General features: G+C 67.5%; 8 protein-coding genes and 2 rRNA genes. 6 read left to right on the top strand and 4 right to left on the bottom strand.

Annotated elements, in window-relative coordinates; all coding sequences use genetic code 11:
• Positions 1-225 precede the first annotated feature (225 nt).
• Both LRS74_RS17945 and LRS74_RS17940 read right to left on the bottom strand, forming a co-directional pair.
• Positions 226-960, bottom strand: a complete 735-nt coding sequence (locus tag LRS74_RS17945) for a phosphatase PAP2 family protein (RefSeq protein WP_277741943.1) — start codon at positions 958-960, stop codon at positions 226-228.
• 175 nt (positions 961-1,135) lie between these two features.
• Positions 1,136-2,143 (bottom strand): bifunctional lytic transglycosylase/C40 family peptidase, encoded by a 1,008-nt coding sequence (locus tag LRS74_RS17940; protein WP_277741942.1) that lies wholly within the window; start codon positions 2,141-2,143, stop codon positions 1,136-1,138.
• A 504-nt stretch (positions 2,144-2,647) separates the two neighbouring features.
• Here LRS74_RS17940 and LRS74_RS17935 point away from each other — a divergent pair.
• From LRS74_RS17935 to LRS74_RS17910, 6 genes are all read left to right on the top strand, one after another.
• On the top strand, positions 2,648-2,956 hold the full coding sequence (locus LRS74_RS17935; RefSeq protein WP_144386909.1) for a hypothetical protein: 309 nt from the start codon (positions 2,648-2,650) through the stop codon (positions 2,954-2,956).
• Positions 2,957-3,267: 311 nt separating this feature from the next.
• Positions 3,268-4,152, top strand: coding sequence for a hypothetical protein (locus LRS74_RS17930; RefSeq protein ID WP_277741941.1), 885 nt, complete (start codon positions 3,268-3,270; stop codon positions 4,150-4,152).
• A complete protein-coding gene (locus LRS74_RS17925) occupies positions 4,142-5,461 on the top strand; it encodes a hypothetical protein (RefSeq protein WP_277741940.1) in 1,320 nt (439 codons plus the stop codon). The genes LRS74_RS17930 and LRS74_RS17925 overlap by 11 nt, the downstream gene beginning before the upstream one ends.
• A gap of 2 nt (positions 5,462-5,463) precedes the next feature.
• Positions 5,464-7,017 (top strand): SCO6880 family protein, encoded by a 1,554-nt coding sequence (locus LRS74_RS17920; RefSeq protein WP_277744807.1) that lies wholly within the window; start codon positions 5,464-5,466, stop codon positions 7,015-7,017.
• Between the two features lie 40 nt (positions 7,018-7,057).
• Entirely contained in the window at positions 7,058-8,503 is a 1,446-nt protein-coding gene (locus LRS74_RS17915; protein ID WP_277741939.1) for an ATP-binding protein, read from the top strand.
• A gap of 1 nt (position 8,504) precedes the next feature.
• Positions 8,505-10,508 carry a hypothetical protein gene (locus tag LRS74_RS17910; protein WP_277741938.1) on the top strand — a complete coding sequence of 668 codons (2,004 nt, stop codon included), beginning with the start codon at positions 8,505-8,507 and terminating at the stop codon, positions 10,506-10,508.
• Between the two features lie 173 nt (positions 10,509-10,681).
• Here the strand turns inward: LRS74_RS17910 and rrf are convergent.
• Both rrf and LRS74_RS17900 read right to left on the bottom strand, forming a co-directional pair.
• A 5S ribosomal RNA gene (gene rrf / locus LRS74_RS17905) occupies positions 10,682-10,798 on the bottom strand.
• Positions 10,799-10,869: 71 nt separating this feature from the next.
• Positions 10,870-13,991: ribosomal RNA gene (locus LRS74_RS17900) — 23S ribosomal RNA — on the bottom strand.
• Positions 13,992-14,017: the final 26 nt, after the last annotated feature.

Below are 14,017 nucleotides of genomic sequence, written 5' to 3'. Positions count from 1 at the left end.
GGCTACGGGCTACGGCGCAAGTGTCGCGGATACGGGAACGGCCCGCCGCTTCTGAGTGAAGCGGCGGGCCGTTCCCGTGGTTCCCGGGTCTCGTAGCCGTTCGACCATGCGGTCCGCGGGCGGGCCCGGGACCGTATGACCGGGCGAGCCGGCCGGGCCGCCGATCCGGCCGACGGGGCCGATCCGGTCGAACCGGTCGAACCGGTCGAACCAGAGCGTCGTGGCTCAGGCGGCCAGGTCCTCGTCCTGTCCGCGGCGGCGGGGCCCCGGCATGGCCGGACGGTCGGCGGCGGCCGGCCCGTGGCCCGGACGACCGCGCGGGGCGGCGCGCACCAGCCAGCCGACCGGGGAGCCGGCGACCGCGGTCGCCAGCGGCGTCAGCAGCATCATGGCGAGCGGGGCGAGCAGCAGGGCCACGGCCGTGCCGAGGGCGAAGCCGCCGATGACGTCGGTCGGGTAGTGCACGCCCATGTAGACGCGGCAGAAGCCCTCGAAGAGCGCGAGGCCGATGGCGGCGAGGCCGTACTTCCGGCTGGCCATGAAGACACCGACGGCGAGCGCCATGGCCAGCGTGGCGTGATCGCTCACGAAGGAGTAGTCGCTCTTGCCGGCCACCAGGACCTCGAGCCCCTGATGGTCCTTGAAGGGCCGGGGGCGCTCCACGAAGTTGCGGATGGGGATGTTGGCGATCAGGGCGACACCCGCGGCCAGCGGGGCCCACACCAGGCCGGCGACGGCGCTGGGGGCGTCAGCGCCCCGCTTGCGCGCGCCCCACCAGGCGCCGAGCATCACCAGGGCCAGCCCGAAGATGATGCCGAACTCGCCCACGAACTCCATGACGCGGTCGAACCAGTGCGGGGCGTCCTTGGCCAACCCGTTGATGTCGTAGAGCAGGGTGACGTCGGGGTTGGACCCTGTCCCTGACTCCGCCAGGGGGGACCCCAGTGAGAGTCCAGCCATATGCCGCGGCCCCTTCTCTTGCCTGTCGCTCGTGCAGCTGCCGGCCCCCGCTGGGTAGTGCTGCTACCTCACCCCCAGGGAACGCTCACATCACACGCTGCGTTCCACTCTCCACCCAAAGATCACCGGGACGTTATCGAAGGGTGACCCGTAGTCGCAGCTCAGGGCCAACGCTTCACACGGAGTCCGGCTTGGGCAGCGCTTTCGCGCCATCGGCCGTCACCCTCGTGGCACCGATGTAGTCGGGGGTGTCGATCTTGTCGTAACGGATGACGGCGCCAGTGTAGGGCGCGTTGATCATCTGTCCGCCCCCGACGTAGATCCCCACGTGGTGGATCGAGCGTGGATCATTGAGGTCGTAGGCGAAGAACACCAGGTCACCGGGGAGCAACTCGTCCCGTTTGGGGTGCGGACCGGCGTTCCACTGATCGTTGGCGACGCGGGGCAGCTCGATCCCCACCGAGTGGTAGGCCGCCTTGGTCAGCCCCGAACAGTCGAACCTCCCGCCCTCCTCCGGCGTGCCGTCACCGCCCCACAGATACTCCGTGCCCAGCTTGTCCTGGGCGAAGTAGATCGCCCCGGCGGCCTGCCGCGAGGACGGCACCTTCTGCACCGGAGCCTCGAAGCTCTTGGCGAGGGTGGTGATGGTCTTCACATAGTTCTGCGTCTCCCGGTACGGCGGCACGCCCGAGTACTTGATCACCGCGTAGGCGCCCGCGTTGTAGGACGCCAGCATGTTGTGGGTCGGATCGCCCGGGACGTCCTTCACGTACTTGGCGAGCGAGCAGTCGTAGGCGGCCGCGGAGGGGATCGCGTCCTTGGGATCCCAGATGTCGCGGTCGCCGTCCTTGTCGCCGTCGACGCCGTGGGTGGCCCAGGTGCCGGGGATGAACTGCGCTATGCCCTTGGCGTTCGCCGGACTCTGCGCCTTGGGGTTCCAGCCGCTCTCCTGGTAGAGCTGGGCGGCGAGCAGTGCCGGGTTGATGGCGGGGCAGAGGTTCCCCCAGCGCTGCACCAGCGGGGCGTAGGAGGCGGGCACGGCGCCCTTCGCCAGCCCCACCGTGTTGCCACCCTGACCGGACATCAGGTTTCCGGCCACCACATAGGTGCCGATGACCAGCAGTGCCACAAACGAAGAGCACAGCGCGACACCGACACTGACACCCAGCCAGACCTTACGCACTCGCCAATCCTCCCCCATGCGACGACCTTACGAACGTGTTTCCGCATGCACGGCGCGAAATGACCCGCCGGGGGTCGGGCCTGGGGTAGGGGCAGGGGGCCGAGGTCGGGGCCGGGCGAACGGGCACCGGAGCGGTCGGGCACGTGCCCCTGGAACGGCCGGGTGATCGACGCCCCGGAACCGTCGGGCGACATGCCCACCGGACGGCATGACTCCGCATCAGCCGCCCGATGCACAAGGTCCGGCCGGAGTCGCCGAGGTCCGGCAGTCGACTGACCGACGATTGCCGACCGTGACCGGCCATGATACACAGAGTGACGCAAAGTCGCCCTGTCGACACTCCCAGCACCCAGTCGGGCGAGCGTGGTCTACAACACGTACCCGATCCGGCAAGAAATGCCGTCAAGTCGACATGCGAGAGCGGCAACGTCGGCGAAGATAGAGCCTGACGTGCGTGACACACGGCAGGCGCACACAACGACCCATAAGGGGCGGTGAGTTCAAATGTTGCTGGCGGCCGACAAGGGCGACATCACGACCATCATCGGCGGGATCGCCCCAGACTGGGGCCCCTTCGGACGGCTGGGCGCCGAGGCGCAGGTGATGATCGAGGTCGTGATGGCGGTCTCCATCCTGCTCTGCCTCGGCATCGCGATCTGGGGCGCCGCGAAGCAGCGCATCGGCGCCACCGCCCTGCGCGACACCTTCAGCGCCGAGCAGGGCAAGGGTCTGATCGTGGCCGGCCTGACCGGAGTGTTCATCATCGGATCCCTGGGCACGCTGTTCACGATCGTGTACGGCATGGCCATCTGACCCACGGTCCGATCTGCTCGACCCCGCTCCATCGCGCGGCGTCGGTACGCCGTCCGTACGCCCCGACACCCGCCCGGCCACCCGTCTGGGCGTACGGGCGCCCGGCTTCCCGACGCCCCTCCCGCTCATGCTCCCGCCCCATCCACACCCCCACCGGTCCCCCTCCCCCACCGAGGCCGCCGCCTCCGGTCCTGCTGCTGAGGTCGTGTCAGCCTGATGTGCACTCACACCGTCGTCCCCGATCAGCGGTCCACGCCGCTACCGTCATATGTGGGCGGCATGACAGTGACGGCTGAAGGGGCGTACGCGCGATGAGTCTCGGCGGCGACGACGGCTATGGCAGCGACGGCTACGGCGGCGACACCGGCCGCTCCGGCGGCGGCCATCTGACGCGTACCCGTCTTCCCGAAGGCGATGCCGACGCCTTCGGCTCCCCGCGCCGCGGCGCCCGCACCGCCAAACCCAGCCGCAACCTCATCACCGTCGTCAGCGTGGTGGTCCTCCTCATCGCCGCCATCGCCTTCGCCAACCGCGGCGGCGGCTCCGGCGACTCCGACTCCGGCTCCGACGGCTCCTCCGGCGGCCGCAGCCCCAAGGCCCAGTCGACGGCCCCCACGGGAGAACGCCCCGTCTCCGGCAAGGACACGGCAACCGGCATCGCCACCGGCTTCGCCCAGTCGGAGCAGGGCGCCCAGAGCGCGGCGGCGAACTACGCGGTGGCGCTGGGGTCGGCGGAGATGTTCCAGGACGAGAGCCGGCGCGCCATCGTAGGAACCATTTACGCCCCAGGCATCGCCGAGACCAAGCAGAGCGACCTGGACAAGGTCTACACAGACAAGGAACTCCTCGGTGCGGTCGGCCTCAAGCCCAACGGGGATGTTCCCGAGGGCATGACCTTCGTCTCACGCACCACGCCAGTGGGCGCCCGAGCGGAGAAGTTCGAGGGTGACACGGCAAGCGTTGCCGTGTGGTGCTCCTCTCTTCTCGGGATGGCCGGCACAGGCTCCACGAACCCGGTGTCCGAGAACTGGTACACCAGAACGTTCGAGCTGAAGTGGCTCAATGGTGACTGGAAGATCACCGGTGTCACGCAGAAGGACGGACCGACGCCCGTCGGCCGTGACCAGGCAGCTTCCTCGGCCGAGGAGATGGCTGATGCCGTGCAAGGGTTCGGAGGGTTCACGTATGCCCGTTAACCGCCGTGGCCTCTTCTCGTTCGCCACCGTCTTGGCAGCCGCCCACACAGCCGTGTTGGCGCTGACGACTCAGGCGCACGCCGATCCTTCTCCTAGGCCCTCGGGGAAGAACTGTGAGGACTACCCCGAAGAGTTCAAGGACCTCTGCAAGCCGGGCGACGGGGACAATTCCCCATCAGACCTGACGGACCCCTCCACCCCCCTCGACCCCGCCGCCTCCCTAGCCCGCGGTTGTGCCGACGCCGCCGCGTGGATCGTGGGCAAGGTCTCCAAGCTCGTCGAGGAGACGGCCAGCGTCGACTTCACCAACGAAGCGTTCCTGCGCCAGTACGCGGTGGTCTTCGCCGCCTCGACCATCCTCACCCTGATCCTCTGGCTGCTCGCCGTGGCCAAGCGCGCCATCCGGGGCGTGCCCTTCACCGAGGCGATCAGCGAGGCGATCGGCTTCCTGTGGCTGACCGTGCTGGCCTCGGCCTTCACGCCGCTGATCCTCTACACGGTGGTCACGGCGACCGACGCCGTCACCGACGCCATCGCCTCGGGCACCGGCGCCGACAACGACGCCTTCTTTGGCTCGTTCGCGCAGGCGCTCAAGAAGGACGAGGACATCGGCGGCGGACCGATCATGCTGATCGTCGTCTCGCTGGTGACCATCCTGGCCGCGGGCGTGCTCTGCCTGGAGCTGGTGATCCGGGCCGCCCTGCTGTACGTGGGGGCGCTGCTGGGCACCGCCGTGTACGCCGGGCTGGTCGACAAGAACATGTGGGGCCATGTGCGCCGCTGGGCCGGGATCATGATCGCCGTCATCCTGGTGAAGCCGGTCATCGTCGTCGTCCTCGCTCTCGCCGGCGCGCTCTCCGCCGACGAGGAGGGGCCGGACGCCTTCTCCGCGGTCGTCTCCGGTCTGTCGATCATCATCCTGGCCATCTTCGCCAGCGCGATGATCTACCGCTTCGTCCCCGGCTTCGGCGACGAGATCGTCAAGGCCCGCAGCGCCAGCGCCGACCCGGCCTCGCGCCAGGCCGCGGCGATCGTCAGCTCCCCGGCCGCGCTGGTGAAGCAGGGCATCACCACCCACAGCGCCCGCGGCACCGGTGGCGACGCCGGCGGGGGCGCCCGCGGCGGTGGTCAGCCCAAGCCGGCCAACCCCGTCTCCGGCGGGGTCGCCGCCCACAGCACGCGTTCCGGAGGCGGCAGCTCCACGTCCGGTTCGGGCAGCGCCGGCGTCGGCTCCACCGCCGGCACCCCCGCCCCCCGCACCACCCCGTCCAACCGCACCAGCAACAATCCGGGAGGTGACCGGCGTTGACGATTGAGGCCCAGTCCCACCCCATCACGCCCCGCCGTACCTATCTCATCGGTCGTGCCCGTCCCAGCGCGATCGTCGGCAAGAACCGCGAGACCGGCGAGATCACCCTGATCATCGCCGGCGCGTTCATCGGCATGATGTGCGGCCTGCTGGTGCCGCTGCTCACCCTGCGCATCGTCACCCTGGTCGGTTTCCCGACGCTCGCCCTGGCCGCCGTCTACGTGCCGTACAACGGCCGCACCTTCTACAAGTGGTTTGAAATCAAGCGCTCGTACAAGAGGACGCTCCGCAAGAGCGGCACCTACCGCTCGGTCGCGGCCGAGGCCGGCACCCGCTTCGACGGCCGGGAGATCGAGGTCGGCCCGCCGCCCGGCATCGGCCGCATCAGCTGGCTCGCCGCCCCCTTCGGCCCGGACGAGATCGCCGTCCTGCTGCACGCCGACCGCCGCACCGTCACCGCCGCCATCGAGATCGAGGGCCCGGGCGTGGGCCTGCGCGACAGCGAGGACCAGGAGGCCCTGGTCGACCGGTTCGGCACCCTGCTCAAGCACGTCGCCAACGGGGACGGCTTCGTGACCCGGCTGCAGATGCTGGCCCGTACGCTCCCGGCCGACCCCGACGCGCACGCCAAGGACGTCGAGCGGCGCGGCGACCCCGAGGCGCCCGGCTGGCTCAAGGACTCCTACGACCAGCTCCAGTCGATGGTCTCCACCTCCTCCGAGCAGCACCGCGCCTACCTCGTCGCCTGCATGCACTACACCCGCGAGCTCGCCAACGAGGCCCAGGCCATCGCCCGCGCGGCCCGCCACACCGCGGGCACCCGCAAGCTCGACAAGGACGCCGGTCTTGCCGTGGTCATGGCCCGCGAGCTGACCGACATCTGTGCCCGGCTCGCCGAGGCCGACATCCGGGTCCGGCAGCCGCTCGGCCAGGGTCGGCTGGCCTCCCTGATCCACTCCATGTACGACCCGGACCACCCAATCGACCACATCCAGGCCATGACCCAGCGCAACGCCTGGCCGGCCGAGCTGGACGCGATGGAACCGACGTACCTCCAGGCCAAGACCCGCGAGTCGAGCACCCGCGAGCCCTGGTGCCACGCCACCGCGTGGGTGAAGGAGTGGCCCATGACCCCGGTGGGCGTCAACTTCCTGGCGCCCCTGCTCGTCCACACCCCCGACGTCATCCGCACCGTGGCGGTCTGTATGGACCTGGAGCCGACCGAGGTCGCCATCGAACGGATGCTGACCGAGAAGACCAACGACGAGGCCGAGGCCAGCCGCGCGGCGAAGATGAACCGCACCGTCGACCCTCGCGACATCGCCGCCCACGGCCGGCTCGACCAGCGCGGCGAGGACCTCGCCAGCGGCGCCGCCGGCGTCAACCTCGTCGGCTACATCACCGTCTCCGCCCGCTCCCCCGAGGCGCTCGGGCGCGACAAGCGGACCATCCGGGCCTCCGCCGGCAAGAGCTATCTGAAGCTGGAGTGGTGCGACCGCGAACACCACCGGGCCTTCGTGAACACCCTGCCGTTCGCCACCGGCATCCGCCGGTAGCGGCTCCGGAGAGAGTAGAGAGGACGAGAGGGGTTCTGCCGTGGTCGATCCGATTGGCGCCGTCACCGACGCCTTCACCAGTCTGCTGTTCGGAAAGGTGGAGACGACACGGCTGCCGGTCCGCACGTCCACGGGGCAGGCGCAGGCCGTCTACCTGCCCACCGCGGCCCCGGGCCTCGGCGACTCAGGTGTGATCATCGGCCGGGAGGTCTACTCCGGCAAGGGCTATATCTACGATCCCTTCCAGCTGTACGGGCAGCAGCTGCCCGCCCCGCACTGGCTGGTCCTGGGCGAGTCCGGCAACGGCAAGTCGGCCCTGGAGAAGACCTACGTCCTCCGCCAGCTCCGGTTCCGCGACCGCCAGGTCGTCGTGCTCGACGCACAGGGCGAGGACGGCGTCGGCGAGTGGAACCTCATCGCCCAGGAGCTGGGGATAACCCCCATCCGGCTCGACCCGATGGCCGCCCGCGAGGGCGGCATCCGGCTCAACCCGCTCGACCCGTCGATCACCACGACCGGACAGCTGGCCCTGCTGCGTACGATCATCGAGGTCGCCATGGGGCACGGCCTGGACGAGCGCTCCGGCTTCGCCCTGAAGGTCGCCCACGCCTACGTCAACGAGACCATCGTCGACCGCCAGCCCGTCCTCACCGACATCGTGGAGCAGCTGCGCCACCCGGAGGCCGAGTCGGCCGAGTCGATGAACGTCGACATAGACGACGTGCGCGCCTGGGGCCTGGACGTCGCCCTCGTACTGGACCGCCTGGTCGACGGCGACCTGCGCGGCATGTTCGACGGCCCGACCACCGCCGGCATCGACCTCGAAGCGCCCCTGATCGTCTTCGACCTCTCCCACATCGACCGCAACTCGATCGCGATGCCCATCCTCATGGCCATCGTCGGCGTCTGGCTGGAGCACACCTGGATCCGGCCGGACCGCAAGAAGCGCATCTTCCTGGTCGAAGAGGCGTGGCACATCATCAACAGTCCGTTCGTCGCCCAGCTCTTCCAGCGGCTGCTGAAGTTCGGCCGCCGTCTCGGCCTGTCGTTCGTGGCCGTCGTCCACCACCTCTCGGACGTGGTCGACGGCGCCGCCGCCAAGGAGGCCGCGGCGATCCTCAAGATGGCCTCGACCCGCACCATCTACGCCCAGAAGGCGGACGAGGCCCGCGCCACCGGACGCGTGCTCGGTCTGCCCCGCTGGGCGGTCGAGATCATCCCCACCCTCACCCCGGGCATCGCGGTCTGGGACGTCAACGGCAACGTCCAGGTGGTCAAGCACCTGATCACCGAGGCGGAACGGCCCCTCGTCTACACCGACCGCGCGATGACGGAGGACGGGCTCACCCTGGAGCTCGCCGCCCGCGCGGACGCGGAGGCCGAGGAGCGCGCGGCCGCCGCCGTGGAGCAACATCTGGCCGAGGAGGCGGCGGCGACCGCCGACGCGGCGTACGGCGGGTCGTCGTACGGGTCGACGGTGGCGTGACATGAGCGCGCGACCGGGACCGGGCGACGGGTACGGCGGCGGGCCGGGGGCCCGCGGGCGCGGTGGGTCGGCCGAGCGCGGCATCCCGGACGGCCTGCTGGTCGGCGTGCTCGGCTTGCTGCTCGGGCTGACGCTGCTGGTGTGGTCCGCGACCGGGCTCTCGGCCCTGCTCGCCCACGGCTCCTGGCCGCGGAACGTCAGCTTCCTACGCACGCCCATGGCGCTGCGCCACCTGGTCGGCGAGCCACAGGACCTACCGGCCGCCTGGCCGGAGACCCCTCCGGACCAGCTGTCCGGGTACGGGCTGTTCTGGGGCATCCTCATCGGCGAGCTGATGGTGCTGTTCGTCCTCGCCGTCTTCGTGATCGGTACGACGACGCGCTACCGGCTGGTGCGCGCCCGCCGCCGCGCCGAGCGGCTCAAGGGCGCGGTCCCCGCGGAGGCCGCCGGTACGGATCCACGCCGCGCGGGCCCGGCGACAGGCACGGGCTTGAGCGCGGGGGACACCATGGGCGCGGACGGCAACGGCATGGGGGCGGGCGGGCAGCGGCTCCCGGCCGCCCCGGATCCGCGCTCGGCCCCGCGGCCCACGCCGTCGCCACCCGCGACGCGCGACGCGGACACCGCTTTCGTCTTCGGCCGCGGCGACGCGACCCCTCCGGGTGCCATCCCGAGCCCCAGCGCCCCCGGACAGCCCTACGCCGCGGGCGCGGTGGCCCCCGGGGCAGCGGGCCCTCCCGCGGGGCCGAGTGTTCCGGGGATTCCTCAGGGCGTGAGCGCCTACGAAGCCGGTCCCGCGGCCCTCGGCCGACCCGCGCCGAGCAACGGCGCCTCCGCCCCCTCCGAGGCCGCGACAGGCCCGCTGACGGTTCCGGCCCCGGATGCCCCGCCCGTCGCCGGAGCCCACGTCCCGAGTCCCCCTACGGCGGGATCCCATGCGCCGGCACCTCAGATGTCGGGACCTCATGTGTCGGGGGCTCACATGTCGGATGCACATATGTCGGGCCCTCAGGCCGCCGGTGTCGACGCCGGTCCGGTGCCCACTCCGCGCGGCGCGGCCTTCCCCGCGTCCGAAGCGGCCCTTCCCCGCCTCGTCTACGGCACCCAGCGCGGAGACGCCGCCGTACGCGCCGTACTGGACGCCGAGGGCCCCGTCCTCGCCGTCACCAGCGACCCGGAACTCTGGAAGACCACCAAGGACGCCCGCGCGAAGCTGGGCCCGGTGCATGTCTTCGACCCCTCGCACCTCCTCGACACCCCCGCCAGGCTCCGCTGGAACCCGGCGGCCGGGTGCGCCGCCCGGGAAGTCGCCGCGGCCCGCGCGGCCGCGCTGCTGGCCCCCGTGCGGCCCGGCCACGCGCTGGACCGGCCCACGGCGGAGGCCGCGGAGACGCTTCTGCGCTGCTGGCTGCACGCCGCCGCGGTGGACGGCCGGCCCTTCCGCCAGGTGCACCGGTGGGCGCAGGGCAACGCGGCTCATGAGCCGGTGCGGATCCTGCGGACACACCCGAAGGCGGCGGGCGGCACGGCCGGGGAACTGGAGGCCACGCTGACCGCACACCCTGAACGGCGCGACATGGCACAGGAGCTGACGGCCCGTGCTCTGGGCGCGCTCTCCTCCATTCACATCCGGGACGCCTGCAACCCCGGCAGAGCCGATGGGCTGGCGCTGGAGTCATTCATCACCGAGGGGGGAACGCTCTACGTGGTGGGGGAATCCATCGAGGATCCGCGGACCCACCCGGGTGCGATGCCGCTGCTCACCGCACTCGCATCGAGCGTGGTCGAGCGCGGCCGGCGCATGGCCGAACGGTCATCCTCCGGTCGGCTCGACCCACCACTCACCCTGGTCCTGGACGATGTGGCCGCGGTGGCGCCCATCCCGGCCCTGCCGGATCTGCTGGTCGCGGGCGGCCCCCAGGGCCTGCTGACGCTGGCCCTGATGCGTTCCCAGGAACAGGCCCGCACCCGCTGGCCCGACGCCCACAAGACGCTCGCGCGATAGCCGGCGGGGGCTGTTCGGGAGTTACCAGCCACCAGCTACCGCCCCGGCTGCAACTCCGACAGGGCACCCGCACGCGCCTGCCCTCACATGCGCCCTCGCAGCGAGAAAGGACCGGTAAACGCAAAAAAGCTCTGTCCCCGGTGATACCGGGGACAGAGCTTTTTTTAAAATTTGTTCGGCGGCGTCCTACTCTCCCACAGGGTCCCCCCTGCAGTACCATCGGCGCTGAAAGGCTTAGCTTCCGGGTTCGGTATGTAACCGGGCGTTTCCCTAACGCTATAACCACCGAAACACTATGAAACACATCAACCGGATATACCTGGTTGTGGCTTCAGAACCAACACAGTGGACGCGAGCAACTGAGGACAAGCCCTCGGCCTATTAGTACCGGTCAACTCCACCAGTTACCTGGCTTCCATATCCGGCCTATCAACCCAGTCGTCTACTGGGAGCCTTACCCCATCAAGTGGGTGGGAGTCCTCATCTCGAAGCAGGCTTCCCGCTTAGATGCTTTCAGCGGTTATCCCTCCCGAACGTAGCCAACCAGCCATGCCCTTGGCAGAACAACTGGCACACCAGAGGTTCGTCCGTCCCGGTCCTCTCGTACTAGGGACAGCCCTTCTCAAGACTCCTACGCGCACAGCGGATAGGGACCGAACTGTCTCACGACGTTCTAAACCCAGCTCGCGTACCGCTTTAATGGGCGAACAGCCCAACCCTTGGGACCGACTCCAGCCCCAGGATGCGACGAGCCGACATCGAGGTGCCAAACCATCCCGTCGATATGGACTCTTGGGGAAGATCAGCCTGTTATCCCCGGGGTACCTTTTATCCGTTGAGCGACGGCGCTTCCACAAGCCACCGCCGGATCACTAGTCCCGACTTTCGTCCCTGCTCGACCCGTCGGTCTCACAGTCAAGCTCCCTTGTGCACTTACACTCAACACCTGATTGCCAACCAGGCTGAGGGAACCTTTGGGCGCCTCCGTTACTCTTTAGGAGGCAACCGCCCCAGTTAAACTACCCACCAGACACTGTCCCTGATCCGGATCACGGACCGAGGTTAGACATCCAGCACGACCAGAGTGGTATTTCAACGATGACTCCACGAACACTGGCGTGCCCGCTTCACAGTCTCCCACCTATCCTACACAAGCCGAACCGAACACCAATATCAAGCTATAGTAAAGGTCCCGGGGTCTTTCCGTCCTGCTGCGCGAAACGAGCATCTTTACTCGTAATGCAATTTCACCGGGCCTATGGTTGAGACAGTCGAGAAGTCGTTACGCCATTCGTGCAGGTCGGAACTTACCCGACAAGGAATTTCGCTACCTTAGGATGGTTATAGTTACCACCGCCGTTTACTGGCGCTTAAGTTCTCAGCTTCGCCCCGTCGAAACAGAGCTAACCGGTCCCCTTAACGTTCCAGCACCGGGCAGGCGTCAGTCCGTATACATCGCCTTACGGCTTCGCACGGACCTGTGTTTTTAGTAAACAGTCGCTTCTCGCTGGTCTCTGCGGCCACCACCAGCTCAGGAAGCAAGTTCCCTCACCAGCAATGGCCCCCCTTCTCCCGAAGTTACGGGGGCATTTTGCCGAGTTCCTTAACCATAGTTCACCCGAACGCCTCGGTATTCTCTACCTGACCACCTGAGTCGGTTTAGGGTACGGGCCGCCATGAAACTCGCTAGAGGCTTTTCTCGACAGCATAGGATCATCCACTTCACCACAATCGGCTCGGCATCAGGTCTCAGCCTTACATGTGCGACGGATTTACCTACCGCACGGCCTACACCCTTACCCCGGGACAACCACCGCCCGGGCTGGACTACCTTCCTGCGTCACCCCATCACTCACCTACTACAAGTCTGGTTCGTCGGCTCCACCACTCCCCTTCACCCGAAGGATCCAGGACGGCTTCACGGACTTAGCATCGCCTGATTCGATGTTTGGCGCTTCAAAGCGGGTACCGGAATATCAACCGGTTGTCCATCGACTACGCCTGTCGGCCTCGCCTTAGGTCCCGACTTACCCTGGGCAGATCAGCTTGACCCAGGAACCCTTAGTCAATCGGCGCACACGTTTCCCACGTGTGAATCGCTACTCATGCCTGCATTCTCACTCGTGAACCGTCCACAACTCGTTTCCACGGCTGCTTCACCCGGCACACGACGCTCCCCTACCCATCCCAGCAGACGTTGGTCCTCACGCTGGAATGACATGACTTCGGCGGTACGCTTGAGCCCCGCTACATTGTCGGCGCGGAATCACTTGACCAGTGAGCTATTACGCACTCTTTCAAGGGTGGCTGCTTCTAAGCCAACCTCCTGGTTGTCTCTGCGACTCCACATCCTTTCCCACTTAGCGCACGCTTAGGGGCCTTAGTCGATGTTCTGGGCTGTTTCCCTCTCGACCATGGAGCTTATCCCCCACAGTCTCACTGCCGCGCTCTCACTTACCGGCATTCGGAGTTTGGCTAAGGTCAGTAACCCGGTAGGGCCCATCGCCTATCCAGTGCTCTACCTCCGGCAAGAAACACACGACGCTGCACCTAAATGCATTTCGGGGAGAACCAGCTATCACGGAGTTTGATTGGCCTTTCACCCCTAACCACAGGTCATCCCCCAGGTTTTCAACCCTGGTGGGTTCGGTCCTCCACGAAGTCTTACCTCCGCTTCAACCTGCCCATGGCTAGATCACTCCGCTTCGGGTCTTGGGCGCGCTACTCAATCGCCCTATTCGGACTCGCTTTCGCTACGGCTTCCCCACACGGGTTAACCTCGCAACACACCGCAAACTCGCAGGCTCATTCTTCAAAAGGCACGCAGTCACGACCGTGCTCCGAAGAACACGGCGACGCTCCCACGGCTTGTAGGCACACGGTTTCAGGTACTATTTCACTCCGCTCCCGCGGTACTTTTCACCATTCCCTCACGGTACTATCCGCTATCGGTCACCAGGGAATATTTAGGCTTAGCGGGTGGTCCCGCCAGATTCACACGGGATTTCTCGGGCCCCGTGCTACTTGGGAAATGAGCAAGCAAGCCGCAAAGATTTCAGCTACGGGGGTCTTACCCTCTACGCCGGGCCTTTCGCATGCCCTTCGCCTATCCATGCGGTTTCTGACTCGCCCAACAGCCGGCAGACTGCTGAAGCTCACTCCCACAACCCCGCATGCGCAACCCCTGCCGGGTATCACACACATACGGTTTAGCCTCATCCGGTTTCGCTCGCCACTACTCCCGGAATCACGGTTGTTTTCTCTTCCTGCGGGTACTGAGATGTTTCACTTCCCCGCGTTCCCTCCACATACCCTATGTGTTCAGGTATGGGTGACAGCCCATGACGACTGCCGGGTTTCCCCATTCGGACACCCCCGGATCAAAGCTCGGTTGACAGCTCCCCGGGGCCTATCGTGGCCTCCCACGTCCTTCATCGGTTCCTGGTGCCAAGGCATCCACCGTGCGCCCTTAAAAACTTGGCCACAGATGCTCGCGTCCACTGTGCAGT

This window comes from Streptomyces sp. LX-29 (assembly GCF_029541745.1).
In the GTDB taxonomy this organism is placed as follows: domain Bacteria; phylum Actinomycetota; class Actinomycetes; order Streptomycetales; family Streptomycetaceae; genus Streptomyces.
This window is presented reverse-complemented; position numbering and strand designations above follow the sequence as displayed.